Source organism: Humibacter ginsengiterrae (genome assembly GCF_054780115.1).
Map to the genome: position 1 here is coordinate 253853 of NZ_BAAGWY010000004.1, position 17916 is coordinate 271768.

General features: G+C 66.4%; 19 protein-coding genes and 3 tRNA genes. 11 read left to right on the forward strand and 11 right to left on the reverse strand.

Features of this window, described 5'->3' with window-relative positions:
- Window positions 1-26: 26 nt before the first annotated feature.
- A complete protein-coding gene (melA, locus tag ACYVII_RS07525) occupies window positions 27-1433 on the reverse strand; it encodes an alpha-galactosidase (RefSeq protein WP_460533410.1) in 1407 nt (468 codons plus the stop codon).
- An 89-nt stretch (window positions 1434-1522) separates the two neighbouring features.
- Between melA and ACYVII_RS07530 the strand changes: the two genes are divergently transcribed.
- The 4 genes from ACYVII_RS07530 to ACYVII_RS07545 all read left to right on the forward strand — a co-directional run bounded on the left by ACYVII_RS07530 (window position 1523) and on the right by ACYVII_RS07545 (window position 2901).
- Window positions 1523-2485, forward strand: a complete 963-nt coding sequence (locus ACYVII_RS07530; RefSeq protein WP_460533413.1) for a helix-turn-helix domain-containing protein — start codon at window positions 1523-1525, stop codon at window positions 2483-2485.
- A gap of 94 nt (window positions 2486-2579) precedes the next feature.
- A tRNA-Glu gene (locus tag ACYVII_RS07535) sits at window positions 2580-2652 on the forward strand.
- A 30-nt stretch (window positions 2653-2682) separates the two neighbouring features.
- A tRNA-Asp gene (locus tag ACYVII_RS07540) sits at window positions 2683-2756 on the forward strand.
- Window positions 2757-2825: 69 nt separating this feature from the next.
- A tRNA-Phe gene (locus tag ACYVII_RS07545) sits at window positions 2826-2901 on the forward strand.
- Between the two features lie 109 nt (window positions 2902-3010).
- Here the strand turns inward: ACYVII_RS07545 and ACYVII_RS07550 are convergent.
- Window positions 3011-3406 (reverse strand): winged helix-turn-helix transcriptional regulator, encoded by a 396-nt coding sequence (locus ACYVII_RS07550; RefSeq protein ID WP_460533416.1) that lies wholly within the window; start codon window positions 3404-3406, stop codon window positions 3011-3013.
- Window positions 3407-3480: 74 nt separating this feature from the next.
- Between ACYVII_RS07550 and ACYVII_RS07555 the strand changes: the two genes are divergently transcribed.
- Window positions 3481-4164 carry an SDR family NAD(P)-dependent oxidoreductase gene (locus tag ACYVII_RS07555; protein WP_460533419.1) on the forward strand — a complete coding sequence of 228 codons (684 nt, stop codon included), beginning with the start codon at window positions 3481-3483 and terminating at the stop codon, window positions 4162-4164.
- 133 nt (window positions 4165-4297) lie between these two features.
- Complete coding sequence (locus ACYVII_RS07560) at window positions 4298-5470, forward strand: low temperature requirement protein A (RefSeq protein ID WP_460533422.1); 1173 nt, start codon at window positions 4298-4300, stop codon at window positions 5468-5470.
- A 5-nt stretch (window positions 5471-5475) separates the two neighbouring features.
- Here ACYVII_RS07560 and ACYVII_RS07565 read toward each other — a convergent pair whose 3' ends face one another.
- Complete coding sequence (locus tag ACYVII_RS07565) at window positions 5476-6390, reverse strand: LysR family transcriptional regulator (protein WP_460533425.1); 915 nt, start codon at window positions 6388-6390, stop codon at window positions 5476-5478.
- Window positions 6391-6459: 69 nt separating this feature from the next.
- On the opposite strand from ACYVII_RS07565, the gene ACYVII_RS07570 reads away from it, so the two are divergent.
- Window positions 6460-7368: an NAD(P)H-binding protein gene (locus ACYVII_RS07570; protein WP_460533428.1), complete on the forward strand. Its 909-nt coding sequence runs from the start codon at window positions 6460-6462 to the stop codon at window positions 7366-7368.
- Here ACYVII_RS07570 and ACYVII_RS07575 read toward each other — a convergent pair.
- On the reverse strand, window positions 7362-8300 hold the full coding sequence (locus ACYVII_RS07575; protein ID WP_460533431.1) for an AraC family transcriptional regulator: 939 nt from the start codon (window positions 8298-8300) through the stop codon (window positions 7362-7364). The genes ACYVII_RS07570 and ACYVII_RS07575 overlap by 7 nt on opposite strands.
- A 74-nt stretch (window positions 8301-8374) precedes the next feature.
- Here ACYVII_RS07575 and ACYVII_RS07580 point away from each other — a divergent pair, with 74 nt between their 5' ends.
- The gene (locus ACYVII_RS07580) at window positions 8375-9424 is read left to right on the forward strand and encodes an SDR family NAD(P)-dependent oxidoreductase (protein WP_460533434.1); all 1050 of its coding nucleotides are present in this window, start codon (window positions 8375-8377) and stop codon (window positions 9422-9424) included.
- Here ACYVII_RS07580 and ACYVII_RS07585 read toward each other — a convergent pair.
- The 3 genes from ACYVII_RS07585 to ACYVII_RS07595 form a co-directional block, all read right to left on the reverse strand.
- A complete protein-coding gene (locus ACYVII_RS07585) occupies window positions 9382-10395 on the reverse strand; it encodes an aldo/keto reductase (protein ID WP_460533436.1) in 1014 nt (337 codons plus the stop codon). The genes ACYVII_RS07580 and ACYVII_RS07585 overlap by 43 nt on opposite strands.
- A gap of 131 nt (window positions 10396-10526) precedes the next feature.
- Complete coding sequence (locus tag ACYVII_RS07590; RefSeq protein ID WP_460533439.1) at window positions 10527-11444, reverse strand: NADP-dependent oxidoreductase; 918 nt, start codon at window positions 11442-11444, stop codon at window positions 10527-10529.
- Window positions 11445-11517: 73 nt separating this feature from the next.
- Window positions 11518-12276 (reverse strand): SDR family oxidoreductase, encoded by a 759-nt coding sequence (locus ACYVII_RS07595; RefSeq protein ID WP_460533442.1) that lies wholly within the window; start codon window positions 12274-12276, stop codon window positions 11518-11520.
- 129 nt (window positions 12277-12405) lie between these two features.
- Here ACYVII_RS07595 and ACYVII_RS07600 point away from each other — a divergent pair, with 129 nt between their 5' ends.
- Both ACYVII_RS07600 and ACYVII_RS07605 read left to right on the forward strand, forming a co-directional pair.
- Entirely contained in the window at window positions 12406-13401 is a 996-nt protein-coding gene (locus ACYVII_RS07600; protein WP_460533445.1) for an RNA polymerase sigma-70 factor, read from the forward strand.
- 125 nt (window positions 13402-13526) lie between these two features.
- Window positions 13527-13886, forward strand: coding sequence for a YciI family protein (locus tag ACYVII_RS07605; protein WP_460533448.1), 360 nt, complete (start codon window positions 13527-13529; stop codon window positions 13884-13886).
- A gap of 51 nt (window positions 13887-13937) precedes the next feature.
- On the opposite strand, the gene ACYVII_RS07610 is transcribed toward ACYVII_RS07605, so the two are convergent.
- Window positions 13938-14570, reverse strand: coding sequence for a ScbR family autoregulator-binding transcription factor (locus tag ACYVII_RS07610; RefSeq protein WP_460533451.1), 633 nt, complete (start codon window positions 14568-14570; stop codon window positions 13938-13940).
- Between the two features lie 205 nt (window positions 14571-14775).
- On the opposite strand from ACYVII_RS07610, the gene ACYVII_RS07615 reads away from it, so the two are divergent.
- Entirely contained in the window at window positions 14776-15531 is a 756-nt protein-coding gene (locus ACYVII_RS07615; RefSeq protein ID WP_460533454.1) for an SDR family NAD(P)-dependent oxidoreductase, read from the forward strand.
- A gap of 31 nt (window positions 15532-15562) precedes the next feature.
- On the opposite strand, the gene ACYVII_RS07620 is transcribed toward ACYVII_RS07615, so the two are convergent.
- Genes ACYVII_RS07620 through ACYVII_RS07630 form a run of 3 tightly spaced genes read right to left on the reverse strand, consistent with a single transcriptional unit; the run spans window position 15563 to window position 17901 of the window.
- Window positions 15563-15955 (reverse strand): PPOX class F420-dependent oxidoreductase, encoded by a 393-nt coding sequence (locus tag ACYVII_RS07620; RefSeq protein ID WP_460533457.1) that lies wholly within the window; start codon window positions 15953-15955, stop codon window positions 15563-15565.
- A gap of 39 nt (window positions 15956-15994) precedes the next feature.
- Window positions 15995-16354, reverse strand: a complete 360-nt coding sequence (locus ACYVII_RS07625) for a carboxymuconolactone decarboxylase family protein (RefSeq protein ID WP_460533460.1) — start codon at window positions 16352-16354, stop codon at window positions 15995-15997.
- A gap of 41 nt (window positions 16355-16395) precedes the next feature.
- Window positions 16396-17901, reverse strand: coding sequence for an APC family permease (locus ACYVII_RS07630; RefSeq protein WP_460533463.1), 1506 nt, complete (start codon window positions 17899-17901; stop codon window positions 16396-16398).
- Window positions 17902-17916: the final 15 nt, after the last annotated feature.

Genomic DNA, 17916 nt, shown 5'->3' on the forward strand with positions numbered 1-17916 from the left:
AACCCGGGTGGGGCGCGTGCCCCGGGTCATTCGGCGAGGGTTGCCGGATTCGTCGTGAGCCTCAGTGCGTCCGGCAGCAGCCGGGAGTGCGCCTCGAGCAGTTCGTCGGTCATGGCGTGGATCTCGTCGAGCGTCAGCAGGGCAGCCGTCAGCGGGTCGAGGGCGACGGCGTGGTACACGTTCTGGATGTCGCCGGTCAGCGCCGCGCGCACGGCGAGCGTCTGCACGCCGATGTTCGTGCGGTTGAGCGCCGCCAGTTGCGACGGGAGCTCCCCGATCGACGTCGGCTGAACCCCGTTCTTATCGACGAGGCAGGGAACCTCGACACAGGCATCCGCGGGCAGGTTCGTGATCAGCGACGAGTTCGGCACGTTGCCGTAGATCACGCTCGGCACTCCGGTGACGAGGGAGTTCACGATGGATGCGCCGTATTCGACCGAGGGCGCGAGGTTCTCCTTCAGCTTCTCGAGCTGCTCGTCGATGTCGCCCTGCTCATCGTGCGCCGAGCAGATCTCGAAGTAGTCCCATCGTTCGGGGATGAACTCGGAGACGAGGTCGGGATTCTTGCGGAAGTAGGGCAGGTACTCGGATGCGTGGTGGCTCGATTCCGTTTGGAAGTAGCCGAACGTCTCCATGATCGAGGTGCGGACCTGCTCGTTCCCGCCCTCGTAGTTGCTGGATTCGGCCGCGGCCTCGCTGTGGTCTCCGTCGTCGGAGAGCAACCCTTCGGCGCCACGCCCGCGCAGATGACGGGCACGCATGGTCTCGTGCAGCCGCGGGTAGAGATCCTCGCCGTCGCGTTCGAACCTGAGGATCCATGCCTGGTGGTTGATGCCGGCGGAGACGTAGTTCACGTCCTCGTAGGGCACGCCGAGGGTGCGTGCGAGCATCCGTGTCGTCCCCTGAACGCTGTGGCAGAGCCCAACCGTCTTCAGGCCCTTCGCGTTGAGGAACGCCGTCGCCATCGCCATCGGGTTCGCGTAGTTGATGAACTGGGCGTTCGGGCACAGCTCGAGGGCATCCGCGGCGATCGCCTCGTAGGCGCCGACCGACCGCAGGAAACGGAACACACCGCCTGGTCCGACGGTGTCACCGACGGTCTGGTCGACGCCGTAGCGGCGCGGGATCTCGACGTCATGCCGGTACGACTCGATGCCTCCCACCTGGAAGGTGATGATCACGACATCGGCATCGCGGAGCGCCTCGCGGCGGTCCGTGGTCTCGTCGACCTGGATGTCGAAGTCGTAGTGAGCCGCGAGCTCGCGTGCTGCATCCGCCACGCGCGCCACACGATCCGCGTTGATGTCCATCAGGCAGAGACGACCGCTGCGCAGAGCGGGAAAGCTCATCAGGTCGCCGATGAGACGGAACGGGAACACGAAGCCACCGGCTCCGATGATGGTGATCTTGGGCTTGGCTGCGATGTCAGGCATACCGGTACGGTACGAACCAACTGGGTCGGCAGGCTTCTCGTTCATAAGGCTGTCTTTCCAGAATCCTCAGGTGCGCTTATCGTGATGGGATGCGCCAGCACCGGCCCTCGACGATCACCCCCGAATCGCAGGTTGTGGTGGAAGACCCTGCGATCTGGGCGCGCCTCGGAACGGCGCCGCAGATGGAGAAGTCGCACCGCCACGACGACCTGGAGCTCAACTACGTCGTCGACGGTCATCTCAAGTACCTGTTCGGAGGCGACCGCCTGCTCGTCGAAGCCGGACAGATCGCCATGTTCTGGGCATCCACTCCCCATCGCCTCATCGACGACGAGACCACGCTCAAGGGCAAGAACTACTGGGTGCACATTCCGTTGTCGACGGTCTTCAGCTGGGGGCTCCCCAGCGAGCACCTTCGCGAACTACTGACCAGCCGACCGATCGTTCTTCCGATGGAAGCGGCGGGCCGCGCCGTCGAGCCGATGTTCTCGTCGTGGGTCAGCGACCTCACCGGCGGCCCGACCGAGCAATGCGCTCTTCTGGAGATCCAGGCCCTGGTGCAGAGGCTGCTCTTCCACTTCCTCGAGCACGGCGCGGAGGCGACACAGGCATCCGGCGCCACTCATCTGCACAACGACGGCATGCAGCACATCGTCGAGATGGCTCAGTTCACCGTCGCGAACTTCCGCTCCGACATCACTCCGGCCGACATCGCCAGGGCGACGCACCTGAACCCGAACTACGCGATGACGCTCTTCCGTGAAACCGTCGGAACCACGCTGGGTGCCTACCTGACGCGGTGCCGGATGGCCGAAGCGCAGCGGCTGCTGCTCACCACGACGATGACGACGAGCGAGATCGCGCACGCGGCCGGCTTCGGTTCGCAGAGCAGCTTCTACGCTCACTTCACCCGTTCCTGCAACGTTTCCCCGAGCGCCTACCGGCACGGCGCTCGGGCTGAGCAGCAGGTGCTGAAGTCGCACGGCGCCGGACAGCAGACGATCTGCTCGCCCCAGCCTTTACAGGTCTTATCCGCCCCGAGCGGGCTGTGATCGACATCCAGCGATCCGCATCCCCACCGGTTTGGCGATCGGCCAGCCCTCCCTTATGCTTGACCCTCGGTAGTCATACGCCGTGAGCGCAGACGGCCCCATCGTTTAGCGGCCTAGGACGCCGCCCTTTCACGGCGGTAGCACGGGTTCGAATCCCGTTGGGGTCACGACTACACTGAATAACTGAAAACACACAAGGCCCTGTAGCGCAGTTGGTTAGCGTGCCGCCCTGTCACGGCGGAGGTCGCGGGTTCAAGTCCCGTCAGGGTCGCGCTGGAGAAGCCCTTCTTTATGGAGGGCTTCTTTTCCAGTGGGCATCCTTCCTTGTGCCGGATGCCTCGGCTCTGTAGCTCAGTTGGTAGAGCGTTCGACTGAAAATCGAAAGGTCACCGGATCGATGCCGGTCGGAGCCACCAGTAGAACTCACTCCGGATCCCGTTCGCCGGCAGCCGGCAGCAGCGACAGTGAATTGACGACGGCGGAAGTTGCCGCTGCGGAGCACCCGTCCGTCCAGGCCGACGAAGCCTAGAGCGTGTCGAATTCGCGCCGTGAGGCCTCGATGCGGTCAATGTTGTCATTGGCCCATTGCGCCAGCTCGACGGCGATGTCGCGCAGGCTCTCGCCGAGTGGGGTCAGCTCGTACTCGACGCGTGGGGGGATCTCGGCGTACGCGGTGCGGGTGAGTAGCCCGTCGCGTTCAAGGTGGCGCAGGGTGAGGGTGAGCATCCGCTGGGAGATGCCGGGGATCTGTCGGGCGAGGGTGGTGAAGCGCAGCGGGCCCGAGAGTCCGAGAGTACCGATCACCAGCAGCGACCATTTGTCGCCGATGCGGTCGAGCGTCTCTCGGACGGCACGGCCGCCGTCGGGTGCGGCTGCGCAGGTCGAGGACAGTTCGGTGATCCCGTTGTGCGTGGGTGACATGGAAGTGCCTTTTGTAGAGGTTCCGCAACTTACGTAGCGTGTGCTTACACACAGATCGTAACCAACGGAGCATCATGAACTCGACCATCGCAATCGTTGGCGCCGGCCCCGGAATGGGCGCCGCGATCGCGCGCACGTTTGGCGCCCAGGGCTTCAACGTCGCCCTGATCGCCCGCAACCGCACCAAACTGGATGCGCTCGTCGCAAACCTCGCCGCAGAGGACATCACCGCCGCCGGCTTCACGGCCGACGTGCTCGACCCCGACTCGTTACGCGGCGCGCTGGCCGCGGCAGAGGAGCGGTTCGGCGGCATCGACGTGCTGGAGCACTCGCCGAGCAGCTCGTTGCAAGACGCCAGGTTGACGATGCCGTCACAGACCACGCCTGCAGCGGTACAGCAGCATCTGGAGTTCCAGTTCTACAGCGCACTGACTGCGACCGAGGCGGTGCTGCCGCGCATGAGAGAGCGAGGGTCGGGCACGCTGCTGTTCACCACCGGTGCCGGTTCGGTCGAACCGGTTCCCATGCTGGCAAATGTCAACGCCGCTCACGCAGCTCTACGCAACTGGGTGCTCAACTTGCACAACGAACTCGCCGAGGACGGCATCCAGGCCGCGCACGTCGCCATCGGCGTGTTCATCGGCGATGAAGCGCCGGATGGGTACGCGTCCGCGCCAGCGGACCGGATCGCCCCGGTCTACTGGGATCTGCACACCAAGCGGGAGCAAGCCGAGATCGTCTTCACCGGGGTCTTGTAGAGTCCGACGACGGTCTCGGCCAGGGCATTGTCGTAACTGCCCCGACGGCCCCGATCGAGGCGGGGTGCTCGCCTTGCACCAAAAGGGTGCTTACCCCAGCGCGGCGAGGCCCCGCTACCGGCATGATGTCCCTGTGGACACCCACAACCCGAAGGCCCACGGCCGCGACCCGGAGGCGTCGCAGGCGAACTGGATGGAGCTGTTCTTCGATCTCGTGTTCGTCGCGCTGATCGGGCAACTCGCAAACGGATTGCGCACGCACGCCACGTTCACCGAGCTCGGCATCTTCCTGGCGCTGTTCGCCTCGGTGTGGTGGACGTGGGTGAACCTGACGTTCACCTCGAACATCCAATCCGGCCTCTCCCGGCGGGCGATGGCCGGCTTCGTGCTGGCGGCGATGGCGGGCGTTGGCGTGCTCGCCGTGGCCGCGCCCGAGGCCGTCGGGGAACTCGCGTGGCTCTTCGCGATCGGCAACGCCGCGGTGCGCGCTGTGCTCCTGGCGCTATGGGTGAGACGCAGCTGGGCGACCGGGTTCGGAGCGCGGATCAGGCTGCTCACGTACAACGGTGGAACGGCCATCCTCTGGCTGGTATCCGCATTCCTGCCAGGCCCCGTCGACTACGTGCTCTGGGCGGCGGCCATCCTGATCGAGATCGTGCTGCTCGTCGTGACGGCGCCGAGCATGCTCGCGCGGTTTCGGACGGTCAACGTCGACCATCTCGCCGAGCGGTTCGGCACGCTGGTCATCATCACCCTCGGCGAATGCGTGCTCTCCATCGTGACCACGCTGTCTAAAGAACCCTCCCCGCTGCCCGCGGTGGTTGCGGGAATGGGCCTGGTGATCACGGCAGGACTGGCGTGGAGCCTCTTCATCTACGGGGTCGACGCGATGCGGTCCGGACTGGAGAAGCTTGTGGCTGCCAAGGATTCCCACGGCATCGTCGAGACCTTCGCCTTTCTGCCCTTCCTCCTCGTGGCCGGCATCATGACGCTCGCCGGTGCTCTGTCAGTCGCGATCCGCGAGCCGGTGCTCACCTTGCCGCCTGTCTCGGCCGTATCTCTCGGCGCCGGCGTGGCGCTCGTCTACACAGCGAACGCGATCATCTCGGCGCGGTACGGCACGGATGCTCGCAACGTCGTGCAGTGGGCGGCCCCCGCGATCATCCTGCCGGCCGCCGTCATCCCGGTCGCGCTCCTAGCGCCCGCCATCTATGCGGCGGCAGCGATGACGCTGGTGCTGATCATCATCGTCCTGCTCACCGAGGCACGTTCACGCGCGAAAGCGAGAACCACGCCTGCCGTCTGACCATTTCATCGGGGGTCCCGCGGCACCGGATCTGTGAGCAGCTGTCGTGTACGGTCACGGCCGTCCGCTGTCGCTGGCGTCGACGTGGGCGCCTTCTCAGACGCCGTTGCCGGCTCGCTCTTTGATCCGAGCGCGGCCGCTGCGACCTCGAACAGCTCGCGAACCTTCTCGTGTGCGCCGGACATCCTTACGAGATGAATGCCCAGCGGCGCGCGATCGACAATCGGGCGCAAGACGAGACCCGGGCGCGCGTGCACCGTGGCGACGCTGCGCGGCAGCATCGCCACGCCTCGGCCGGATGCCGCAAGCTCCACAGTTCCCTCGATGCCTGCGCAACGTCGATCCGCTTCGAATGGGCCCTCGCCTTCCAAGTCACGCAGCCGCAGCCGGCGCTTGCTCGCCAGGTGATGGTGCGCCGCGAGGACCGCGACTTTGGGCTCGGCCCCGAGCGGCACGCTGACAAGGCTGTCATCATCGAACGGCTCACGCACCACGGCGATGTCGGCGCGACCGTCGCGCACCGCATCCGCGCCCTCGTACCAGACGAGCTCCATCAGGGCGACATCGAGCTCAGGCGAGACCTCGCCGATCGCGGCTACGGCAGGCGCGACGCGCAAACCGGGAGCGAAGCCGACGACCAGGCGCTCGAGTCCACGAGCCGTTTCATGCGCGTGACGGACGACGGTCGTCGCCGACGCAAGCAGGCTGCGACCTTCGTCAGCAAGTCGCTCGCCGGCCGGGGTGAGTGCGACACGGCGACCCGTGCGGTCGAGCAACCCGACGCCGATCTCGCGCTCGAGAGCCATCACCTGCCGAGACAGCACGGGCTGAGCGATGAGGAGCCTCTCGGCCGCTCGCCCGAAGTGAAGCTCTTCGGCGACCGCAACGAAGTAGCGCAGTTTGCGAAGGTCGAGATCCATACCTTCAGGGTATCGAAGGGCCCAAGAAGGTATTGGACGGTCCGCGGCGGTGGCGCCGAGAGTGAAGTCATGATCGTTCTCACCACCCCCAGCGGCCGCATCGGACGTCGCGTGCTCGAACGAGTGCTCGACCGCACCGACGAGCCCGTTCGTGTCATCGCACGCAATCCCGGCACGCTGCCCGCAGACACAGCCGACCGCGCTGAGATCATCGCCGGATCGCACGGCGACCCCGCGGTTATCGATGCGGCGCTCCGTGGCGCCGACGCCCTGTTCTGGCTCACCCCGCCGCCCTGGCGTGCCGAACGGCTGGAGGACGGCATGGAAGAACTCGCCCGACCCGCCGCAGAGGCAGTGCAGCGCCACGCCGTGTCTCACGTTGTGGCGGTGTCGAACCTCGGCCGCGGCGTCCCGGGCGAATCGGGGCTTGTGCGCCACGGCCTCGCCGTCGAGGACATCTTCGCGGCCACCGGCGCCGCGTTCCGTGCCGTCACCCTGCCCGGGTTCTTCGACAACTTGCTCAACGATGCCTCGACACTGCGCGACGGCTCCTTCAGCGGCGTGCTGCGTGCGGACCTCAAAGTTCCGCTCGTCGCCGTCGACGACATCGCCGATGTGGTCACCGACCTACTCGTCCACCGCTCGTGGTCCGGTCGGGAGGACCGCCCGGTTCTCGGCCCGGAAGACCTCTCGATGTCCGAGGTCGCGGCGATCCTGTCCGACCTGCTGGCGCGTCCGATCGAGTACACACAGATCGACCTCGAGGCGTTCCGTGCGGGGCTGCTCGCGCGCGGGGCGTCGCCCGCGATGGCCGACGGCATGGTCGGGATGATGTCGGCCAAGAACGCGGGGCTCGACAAGGCGGTAGAGCGCACAGCTCGCACCGCGTCGCCGACGACCTTCTGGGCGTGGGCCGAGAGCGAGCTCGTTCCGCTCGTTGAGCTCACCGCGGCCGATGCTTCCGGGCCCGCTCAGTGAACTGCGGATGCTTCCGCGCCGCGGATGCGGTACCTGTAGCGCAGCGGTGACTCGCCGACTTCTCGTTTGAACGCGGTGCTGAACGCGCTTTCCGAGGTGTATCCGAGTTCTGCCGCGAGCGCAGCGACCCGGATGTCCCGGTCGCGAAGGGCGCGCTGGGCAAGGAGCATCCGCCAGCGGTTGAGATAGCTCAGCGGCGGCGTGCCCGCCGTGTCCCTGAAGCGTTCGGCGAAGGTGGTGCGGGACATCGCCGCGGCGCGCGCGAGTTCGCCGAGGCCCCAGCGCTTTCCGGGGTCCGCATGCATCAGGCTGAGCGCCGGGCGTAGTCGTTCGTCGCCCAGCAGCCTCAGCCATCCTCGAGGCAGGTCGGCACCGACGAGCCAGGTTCGGAGCGCCTCGAGCAGCAAGAGCTGGCTGCGGTGCCTGATCGCAAACGCCGAGCCGATCCGGTCGTCGACCACCTCGTCGAGCAGCCGGTCGAGGGTGTCGCGCAGTCCAGGGTTCGGAGACGTCGATGCTCGCACGTGCCCGACCGGCGGAAGCGCCTGCTGCAGCAGCATCCGGCCGGCCGGGTTGAGATCGATCCGGAGTCCGAACACGACGTCATCCACACGGGGATCCACGTCGGCGAAGTGTGCTGGGGAGACATCCGGCTCGGGAGCCACACGGCGCGGCGCATCGTCGCCGCTTCCGGCGCGCAGCTCCATCCAGGACCGGTTGTTGAGGATGGCCACGTCGCCCTGCTCGAGCTCGATCGGCTCATCCATCCCATCAGCGGTGAGCCGGGCCCGCCCGCGCGCCATGGCGAAGAACTTGAGCGCGTCCTGGACCGGAGCCCGGGATACCCATGGTCCTCGGGCGGCGATACCACCGGAGAGCACGCCGCGTACTTCGACGAGTTCGAACACCTCAGACAGCTGATCATCGACCACCTTCCGTACTCTGGCGCAAGAATTACGGATCCACAACTATTCACAGTCCGGAACATTGGGGTCAGGCTGTCTGCATGACACAGACCATCGCAAACAAGCAGCACCCGATCGGCAGCGGTTTCACCGCTTCGACCACGACCGATGAGGTGCTGGCAGGCATCGATCTGTCCGGAAAGAACGTCATCGTCACCGGCGGTCACGTCGGGCTCGGACTGGAGGCCACCCGCGCACTGGCCGGGGCAGGTGCGCGGGTGACGGTCGGATCCCGCGATCCCGACCGTGCCGCAGCAGCGCTCGCCGGTGTCGGCGGAGTCCGGGTCGGACGGCTAGACCTGCTCGACCCGGCATCCATCGACGCCTTCGCCGAATCCTTTCTCGACGCCGGTCTGCCGCTGCACATCCTGCTCAACAACGCGGGGATCATGGGCGGTCCGCTGATCCGGGATGCCCGCGGCTACGAGTCTCAGTTCGCGACCAACCACATCGGCCACTTCCAGTTGACGCTGCGCCTGCTGCCTGCGCTGCGCGCGGCCCATGGTGCCCGCGTCGTCAACACGACATCCGGCGCGACCCGGATGGCCGACATCCGCTGGGATGACCCGAACTTCACCGCAGGCAGCTACGACGGGCAACTCGCCTACGCCCAGTCCAAGACCGCCAACGTCTTGTTCGCCGTCGAGCTGGACCGCCGGTGGGCCGGGGACGGGATACGAGGCTTCGCGGCGCATCCGGGAATCATCGTCGGCACCCAGCTGGGCAATTCGATGCCCGCCGATCAAGTGCGCGCGATGCAGGTGGCGACCGGCCTGGTCGACGAGGCCGGTCGGCCGGTCATCGACCCGGATCGCGGCAAGAAGACTCCGCAGCAGGGTGCAGCCACCATCGTCTTCGGTGCGGTCAGTCCCCTGCTCGCCGACATCGGCGGCGTCTACCTGAGGGACTGCGATGTGTCACCGCTCGACGAGACCGTGGATCTCAACGCGCAGGGGGCGGACCTGATCCGGTCGCAGAACGTCGTGCCGCATTCCATAGACCCAGAGTCCGCTCGCCGCCTCTGGGAACTGAGCGAACGGCTCCTCGGTCAGCGCGGGAGCGGAGCGTCACGGTTGGTCATGGCATCCTGAGCCTCGGGATAGCGGGCGCCGATGATCTGGATGCGGTCGGCCGCAGCGCGTAGCTCGTTCAGCTGGTCTTCGGTCAGTTCGACGGTGGATGCGCCGGTGTTCTCCTCCAGCCGCGAGATGCGCTTCGTGCCGGGGATGGGCACGATCCAGGGCTGCTGGTTGAGCAGCCACTGCAGTGCCAGCTGGGCCGGCGTCGCACCGGTTTCGGCCGCGATCTTGTTGAGCACGTCGACGAGTGCCAAGTTCGCCTGCAGTGCCTCGCCCTGGAAGCGAGGCGTCTGTGCACGGAAGTCGGTGTCGGCGAACGTCGTGGATGCGTCGATCGTGCCGGTGAGGAATCCTTTGCCGAGCGGGCTGTACGGCACCAGACCGATCCCGAGCTCGGCGAGCACGGGAATGGTGTCGTGCTCACGGTCGCGCCACCACATCGAGTACTCGCTCTGCACCGCTGTCACCGGTTGCACCGCGTGCGCACGCCGGATCGTCGCGGCGGCCGCCTCGGACAACCCGAAGTGCGCGACCTTGCCCGCTTCGATCAGCTCCTTCACCGTGCCCGCGACATCCTCGATCGGAACGTTCGGATCGACACGGTGCTGGTAATACAGGTCGATCCGATCGGTGCGCAGGCGCCGCAGCGACCCCTCCACCGCCAGGCGAATGCTGTCGGGTGTGCTGTTCAGTCCGCCGTCCTCGACACCGTTCTCCCGGAACGCGAAGCCGAACTTGGTGGCGATCTTCACCTGGTCACGGAACGGCTCGAGCGCCTCCCCGACGATGTCCTCGTTCTCGAAGCGGCCATACACCTCCGCAGTATCGAAGAACGTGATGCCGAGTTCCACGGCACGACGGATGAGAGCGACCGAATCCGGCCGCGACGGACCGCCGACGTTGCCGTACGCGCCGGTCAGGCTCATACAACCCAGCCCGATCTCCGAGACGGTCAGGCCAGTACCGAGAGTGCGCTGCTTCACGAGATTCCGTTCCTTTCACGCACTTGCCGGCGTACCCGCCGGCGCTGCGTTGTTTTCTCCATTCAAGCTGGCACTCCCGGACCGTGGGAGTCCCCAGTCATCCCGGTACTGACGGGGCCTCCCACGATCCATCAGGGACGAACGGTGATGATGGTCTTGCCCTTGTGCCGGCGGGTCGGATTCAGCGCGGGCAGCGCATCGTCGAGGGGAACGATCGTGCCGATATTCGTGCGCAAGCGACCGTCGCGCACCCGCTGCACGATCTCGCTCAGCTGGCCGCGGTCGGACTCGACGACGAAGTCGACGACACGCACGCCGACCGGCTGCGACTCGGCGGGACCGACGATCGTCACGAGTGCCCCTCCGGACCGGATCACTTCTGCCGACCGCTTCTGCACATCGCCGCCGATGACGTCGAAGACAAGGTCGACCTCGCCGACATCCTCGAGCTCGTCGCTGCCGAGGTCGAGGAACTCGTTGGCGCCGAAGTCCAGCACCGCCTGACGGTCGGCCGCTCGTCCCGACCCGATGACGTACGCGCCGCACTCGCGGGCAAGCTGGACCACCACTGATCCCACGGCCCCGGCGGCGCCATGAGCGATGACGGTCTGCCCGGCCCGGAGGTTCCCGTGCTGAAAGAGCCCTTGCCACGCCGTCAGGCCCGAGATCGGCAGGCTGGCGCCCACGGTGAAGTCGACGTCGCCTGGCAGCGGTGCGAGGTTGCGCGATTCGACAGCCGTGTACTCGGCCAATGTGCCGTCGCGGTGCCAATCGGTGATTCCGAAGACGCGCTGCCCCAGCGAAAGCCCTGTCGTGCCGTAACCCAACGCGGAGACCACACCGGCGACTTCGTGGCCGATCACCGCCGAGGTGCGTGCATGCCCTGCACGATCGGCCCAGGTGGATGGCCACTCCCACTCGGCGGGGACGAAGCCCGATGCGCGCACCTCGACGACGACGTCATTGATCGCCGGCTCCGGCTGTGGAACCTCGGTCAACGTGATTCCTGCAGCCTCCACGGCCCGGTCCGTCGCGATGATCGCCTTCATGAGTTCCTCCTTGTATCGGTGCCGCATGGCCTATCGCGACCCTAGACCGGCCGGTGGTCGATGAGCTGGTCGGCTACCGCGCTGCTGCCCGCTGCGCCGCCAACCACTGGTCGAACGTGGTCGCAGCAACTCGAGCGCCCGGTGCGGGAGTCAGCTCGTCACCGTCGATCACGGCTCCGAAGTATGGGGTTTCCGGGGATCCCACGATGGGGGTGCTTTCACCGATCGCTGCGAAGGCGCGACGCACGAAGTCGTCCTGCGCGATTTTCTCGGGCCCCGCGATCTCCGCGATGCCGTTGGTCGGCCGTGCCTCCGCGGCCATCGCGACCGCAGCCGAGACATCCGCCGCCGCCACAGGTTGCATCACGCCCGAGCTGACCCGGGCGACCCCGTCGACGACACCGGCCGCGCCGATCGCCTTCGCGAACTCGTAGAACTGCGTGGCACGAACGATCGAGTGCGGCTGGCCCGAGTCTCGGATCAACTTCTCCTGGGCGACCTTGGCGCGCAAGTATCCGCTGTGCGGAAGGCGGTCGGCGCCCACGATCGACAACGCGACGTGATGCTTCACGCCCGACGACTTCTCCGCGGAGAGCTGGTTCCGTGTCGAGGTGGTGAAGAACGCGAGCACGTCGTCGTCGGCGAACGACGGCGAGTTCGACACGTCCACGACGACATCGGCGCCCTTGAATGCATCCTCGAGTCCCTCTCCTGTGATGGTGTCGACCCCGGAACTCGGGGATGCGGCAACCGCATCGTGGCCGTGTTCGCCGAGGAGCTCCACGACCCTCGATCCGATGAGCCCGGTGCCGCCTATGACGACGATCTTCATGGTTGATCCTTCCTTTCGGCCGCGGCGATTCCGCGGCCATCAACAGCTCGGACCGGATAGGGCACTCGTCTGTGACACGTTCGCCCGCATCCCATGGTGCCGGTAGCATGCGAGCGGACGGGGGTGGTGATGTCCAGGAAGATCGTTCTGGCCGACCTTCCCGAGCCTCGGATGCCCCGACGGCTGTGGAAGCCGGCTACCCACGCCGACCATGACCGAGGCCCTGACCGAGCCGGCCGCGGACTCGACGATGGGTTGGCGACCTTCCTGACGGTCCGGCCCCGCCTGTTCGGAATCGCCTACCGCATGCTCGGCAGCGTCGCCGATGCGGAGGATCTGGTCCAGGAGGTCTGGCTGCGCTGGCAGCACTATGAGCGCGACCGGGTACGGGAGCCTGCGGCGTTCCTGGCCACCACGACGACCCGCATGGCGATCAACGAGTTGCAATCCGCTCGAGCCCGGCGCGAGTCATACATCGGACCGTGGCTGCCGGAACCGATCGACACCGGTCAGAATCCCGAACTCGCCGCGGAGAACGACGAGACGCTGCAACTCGCGGTGCTCTTCCTCCTCGAGCGGCTGACGCCCGCGGAACGTGCTGCTTACGTTCTGCGTGAAGCGTTCGGTGCGCCATACAGCGAGATCGCCGAGACCATCGACACCACCGAACCGAACGCCAGACAGCTCGTGAGCAGGGCACGACGACACCTTGCGGAACAACGCGGCACACAGGTGAGCGCATCGGAACAACGCCGCTTCATGACCGCATTCCTCGATGCGGCCCGCAGTGGTGACCTCGAGCGCCTCGAATCACTCCTCGCCGAAGATGTCGTCACCTGGGCCGACGGCGATGGCAAGGGCAATGCCGCGCGAATCCCCGTCGCCGGCCGGGAACGGGTGGCGAAGTTCCTCATGGCATTCGGCGCCTGGCTCTGGGAGCTCGTCGACGTGCGGTTCGTGGAGGCCAACAATCGACTGGGTTGCCTGCTCATCTACCAGGGGGTTCCCTTCGCGATGGTCACCGTCACCGCAACCGTCCACGGCATCGATCGCATGTACTGGATGATGAATCCGGCGAAACTCGGCGGCGTCGTCTACACCTTCCGCGACGCAGACGACGCGTAGCTTGTCGGATGCATGGTGATGACACCACTTATGGCGATCCTCGCCGCGTTTGTCGGATCGCCCACTTCCTGTTCGACGAAGAGATGCCGAACGAAACGCGTCCGCATCAGTGAATGGAGTAAGCCATGCCGCAGTACGCAGTCCTCATCTACGGTCCAGCCGATCCGGTCGGCGAGACAACGGATGAGCGGGATGCCCACGACAGCTACGCCGACGATCTCGCCGCATCCGGAGACATGGTGGTCGCCGTCGCGCTTCAACCAGCTGACACCACGGCCGTCTCCGTGCGCCACGGCGAGGTGACGGATGGTCCGTTCGTCGAGAGCAAAGAACTCATCGCCGGCTTCTATGTGATCGAGGCGGATGACCTCGGTTCGGCACTCGAGATAGCGCGCCGCAACCCGATCAATCGCCAGGGCGGGGGCGTCGAAGTGCGCCCGGTCGAGGGCGCTTTCATCGCCGATCGAGCGTTCTCCGGCGACTGAAGCGGCGCATCCGGTAAGTACGCGACTCCACGAAGCCCACGTCCGGCCGGATCAGTGAGCTCGGGAAACTCCTCCGGTGACCTCGCTCAGTACGTCGTCTGCCGCTTCCCCCACCACTCCGGGCAGGAGGAGACGCCACATGTCGAGCACCCAGTCGGTCAACTCGTCCCGGTGACCTAACGCTGTCGCAACCTGCTGAGTGCCGAAGAACGCGGCGACCAGCACCCTCGCGGCAGCCGCGACGTCGAGCCCTTCCACAAGCTGCCCAGCGTTCTCGGCATCCCGCAAAGCCGCTTCCGTCAGTGCGATCCAGTTCACGTACGGCGTCGGCATTTCGACGTCGACCACGTCCACATCGCGCTGCAGGCGCACAGCGGCCCGGACCATCACGTCATCACGGAACTGCGCCGCGACCTCGAGCGACATCGCGACGAGGGATCGCACATCCGTGCTCCCGCCCGTACTGTACCGCTCGACGAGCGCGGGGAGTTCCGCGTAGAAGCGTTCCACGATCGAGAGAGCCATCGAACCCTTGCTCGGGAAGTGGTAGCCCAGCGCGCCCTTCGTCTTGCCGAGCCGGTCAGCGACGCCTTGGAGCGTGGCGGCCGCGTATCCGTGCTCGTCGAACTCCTGAGCTGCAGCCAGCAGCAGCGTCTCCCGCGTCTCGATCGACCTGTTCTGCACGCTGATTCTCCCTTCCGGGCGTTCTGCGGATGTCGCAGCCCACTGCATGATCATCCCAGGTTCAGGGCGGCGGTGTCTCGACTTCGGGTAGGTGCACCGCTGAACTTCGATCGACAGCGGGCACAGTCATTGTGCAACGGTCTGGCATCCGCACGGCGTCCGTGCCACGGTCGGCAGGTGAATACTCAACGCAGAGGGAGATCTGATGAGCGCACTCGCCGGCAAGACGGCATTGATCACTGGCTCCGGTGCCGGCATCGGCCGCGCGGTCGCCGAGCGATTCGCCCGGGAGGGGGCACGCGTCGTCATCGCCGACCGCGACGGTGACACCGCAGCCGCGACCGCGGACCGCATAGGCGAGGCCGCCCGCAGCGTCGTCATGGACATCTCGCAGGAGCCCTCTGTGGAGTCCGCGTTCGCCGAGCTCATCGACACCGGCTGGAGACCGGACGTCGTCGTCGCCAACGCCGGAGTGCAGTTGTTCGGGCAGGATGCCAGGGCTGCCGACCTCGAGCTCGACGTCTGGCGCCGCACCATCGACGTCAACCTGACCGGCACGTTCCTCACCGTGAAGCACGCGGTGCGGGCAATGCGCGGTCACGGAGGAGGATCGATCATCCTCACCGGCAGTCCGACGGGCGTGAACGGCGAGGGCGCTGACTTCACGGCGTACAGCGCGTCGAAGGCCGGTATCCACGGTCTCGCGCGAACCGTCTCGGCCGCCTACGCAGGCGACAACATCCGCGTCAACACGGTCGTTCCGGCCTACACCGAGACGAGTCTCGTCACCGCGATCAGCGACGACCCCGACGCGCGCGCCGCCATCGTCGGACGCATTCCGCTCGGCCGTCCCGGATCACCGCGCGACGTCGAGGGCATCATGGTGTTCCTCGCCGGCGACGACGGCGCCTTCGCCACGGGAGCTTTGTTCGCGGTCGACGGAGGCATGACCACGATCTGAGCATCCGTCTGCTGGCGCACCTCACTCGGCCTCAGCCCCCGAGTTGGCTGACCCTGTCGACCGCGATGGTGAGGAGGATGCGCACCTGCTCGCGACCGCCGTACCAGAGGTACGGACCGCCGGTGTACTTCTGCGACAGCGTCTCAATGTGTTCGGCTGCGCCGTCGTAGCTGAGCGCCGCACGACCCCGGACCTGGTAGTAGCGCCCTTCGTTCTCCGGGTCGGTCACGGTCAGTGCGACACGCGGATCCCGGCGGATGTTGCGCACCTTCAGATGGGTGTCGACGCTGTTGACCAGAACGTGCTCGCCGTCAGTGTCGACCCACACCCGCGTCAGTTGCGGCGACCCATCCTTCATGACCGTGGCGAGGTAGCACATGCTGGCCGAACGCAAGAGGCGAAGAAGATCCGGGGGAAGCTCCACGCCGATCACCTTATCGGCGTGATGCGGGCCGACAGCGGATCAATGCTCCCCGGTCTCGCGCAGGTAGTGCTTGATCGCCTGGAAGCCGTGCGCGATCGCGCCGCCCGCTCGCAGTGCGGCCGCGATGAACACGGTCTCGGAGATCTCCGCTTCCGTCGCGCCCTCCGCGGCTGCGGCCTTCGTGTGTGCCTCGATGCAGTAGACGCACTGCGTCGTCAGCGCGACCGCCAGAGCCATCAGCTCGGTGTACTTGCGCGGAATCGCCATGCCCTCGCGCCGCAGCGCCGCGTCGTCGAACGTCGTGAGCGCAGCGAAGGCGTCAGGCGCGCCTCGGCGGAGCTGCCGGGCGAACTGCTTGTCGCGCGGGTCGTGATAGTGCTCGGCGTAGGCCTCGGTCATGGGACGTCCCTCTCTTGTTGCGATGGTCTTGTGGCGGGTACTCATTCGTCGTCTCGGGTCAGAGTGGGGATCTCACCCTCGTCCCCGAAGCCGACCTTGGGCAGAGCCATGGCATCCATGCTGATCGCCTCGCGCTCGGACCCGACCACGCCCTCGATTGTCCGGGTGCTGCCGGTGACCGTCTCGCCGCGGGCCATCCGGTCCAGCTGCACCCTCGTCGCGTGCCGATACCGCAGTGCGAACACGACGATTCCGAGCGCCACCCAGACGCCGAGAGCGATCCACACCATCGGGGTGACGCCCTCGGTGAGCAGGTAGAACTGGTAGGCGCATACGGCGATGCCGACGATCGTGAACGTCCAGTGCAGCCAGAGCGGCAGCTTGAACGGCGACTGCGCGTACCGCTCTGCGAAGAGGTACCGCATCCGGATCGACGCGAGGATGAGGATCACGAACGTGACCTGGCCGATGAGGCTGCTGACGCTGCCGATCACGCTGATGTCGATGTGCGAGACAGCGGGAACGATGCCGACCACGAACATGATGCAGAGCAGCCAGTGCGGAGTGCCGAAGCGCTTGTTCACGGCCCCGACCTTCTTCGGGAACCAGCCGTCATCCACCGCGGCCAGCGCGCTCTTCGAGCCCCACAGCATCTGCGCGTTCATGGTGCCGATGACAGCGACGACCGCGCCGCCGAGGATGAAGAAGTACCACATCCACGGCGGCATGAACGTCTTCGCCACGACCGAGAGCGGTTCACCCGCCACCTTCGCGATCGGCAGGATGCCCGCAGCAGGCAGCGCGATCAGCACGTACATGATGCCGGCGAAGACGGTACCGCCGATCACCGCGGTGGGAATGGTGCGTCCCGGCTTCTTCATCTCACGTCCGAGCTCGGCGACCACGGTTCCCCCGCCGGTGGCAAAGGTGAGCAGCGCCGCGGCCTGGAACAGCTTGAGCGTGCCGTTCGGAATGACCGGCGGGTATGCGCTCCAGTGCACGTGCAGAAGCCCGAGCACGATGAAGCATCCGAACGCGACGAGCATGATGCCGGCGAGCACGATGCCGATGCGCGCCGAGAAGGATGCCCCCATCAGGTTCGCGACGAAGAAGATGGTGATCAGGGTCACGCACACGACGGTGGGATCGAACCACGCATTGAGGCTGTGCAGGTAGCTGCCGGCCGCTAGCCCGTACAGGCTCAGGCTCGCCATCTGGATGATGAAGAACCACAGATTGACGAAGCCCATGATCGGATGCACGAGCTTCGTCGCGTACGTGTAGGTGCCGCCGACGACGGGCATGGATGCGCCCAGCGTCGCGATCGGCACAGAGACGATGAGGATGGCGATCGCGGCGACGATGAACGCGATCGGCACTCCGCCACCGGTCATCGCGATCGCCACACCGGTCAGGGACACGACTCCGCCGCCGACGATCTGATGGAACGAGATTCCCAGCGCCTGCGGCGTGGTGATCGATCTCTTGAGGTTCTCCTGGTTCAGCGTGCCAGCTGAGTTCAGCGCACCGGCTGCGGGGGCATCCATGTCACTCTCCATTCG

Excerpts from the sequence above, each read along its gene's own strand:
- melA (WP_460533410.1), bottom strand. The coding sequence starts at position 1,433 with ATGCCTGACATCGCAGCCAAGCCCAAGATCACCATCATCGGAGCCGGT.
- ACYVII_RS07530 (WP_460533413.1), top strand. The coding sequence starts at position 1,523 with ATGCGCCAGCACCGGCCCTCGACGATCACCCCCGAATCGCAGGTTGTG.
- ACYVII_RS07550 (WP_460533416.1), bottom strand. The coding sequence starts at position 3,406 with ATGTCACCCACGCACAACGGGATCACCGAACTGTCCTCGACCTGCGCA.
- ACYVII_RS07555 (WP_460533419.1), top strand. The coding sequence starts at position 3,481 with ATGAACTCGACCATCGCAATCGTTGGCGCCGGCCCCGGAATGGGCGCC.
- ACYVII_RS07565 (WP_460533425.1), bottom strand. The coding sequence starts at position 6,390 with ATGGATCTCGACCTTCGCAAACTGCGCTACTTCGTTGCGGTCGCCGAA.
- ACYVII_RS07570 (WP_460533428.1), top strand. The coding sequence starts at position 6,460 with ATGATCGTTCTCACCACCCCCAGCGGCCGCATCGGACGTCGCGTGCTC.
- ACYVII_RS07580 (WP_460533434.1), top strand. The coding sequence starts at position 8,375 with ATGACACAGACCATCGCAAACAAGCAGCACCCGATCGGCAGCGGTTTC.
- ACYVII_RS07590 (WP_460533439.1), bottom strand. The coding sequence starts at position 11,444 with ATGAAGGCGATCATCGCGACGGACCGGGCCGTGGAGGCTGCAGGAATC.
- ACYVII_RS07595 (WP_460533442.1), bottom strand. The coding sequence starts at position 12,276 with ATGAAGATCGTCGTCATAGGCGGCACCGGGCTCATCGGATCGAGGGTC.
- ACYVII_RS07600 (WP_460533445.1), top strand. The coding sequence starts at position 12,406 with ATGTCCAGGAAGATCGTTCTGGCCGACCTTCCCGAGCCTCGGATGCCC.
- ACYVII_RS07605 (WP_460533448.1), top strand. The coding sequence starts at position 13,527 with ATGCCGCAGTACGCAGTCCTCATCTACGGTCCAGCCGATCCGGTCGGC.
- ACYVII_RS07615 (WP_460533454.1), top strand. The coding sequence starts at position 14,776 with ATGAGCGCACTCGCCGGCAAGACGGCATTGATCACTGGCTCCGGTGCC.
- ACYVII_RS07625 (WP_460533460.1), bottom strand. The coding sequence starts at position 16,354 with ATGACCGAGGCCTACGCCGAGCACTATCACGACCCGCGCGACAAGCAG.
- ACYVII_RS07630 (WP_460533463.1), bottom strand. The coding sequence starts at position 17,901 with ATGGATGCCCCCGCAGCCGGTGCGCTGAACTCAGCTGGCACGCTGAAC.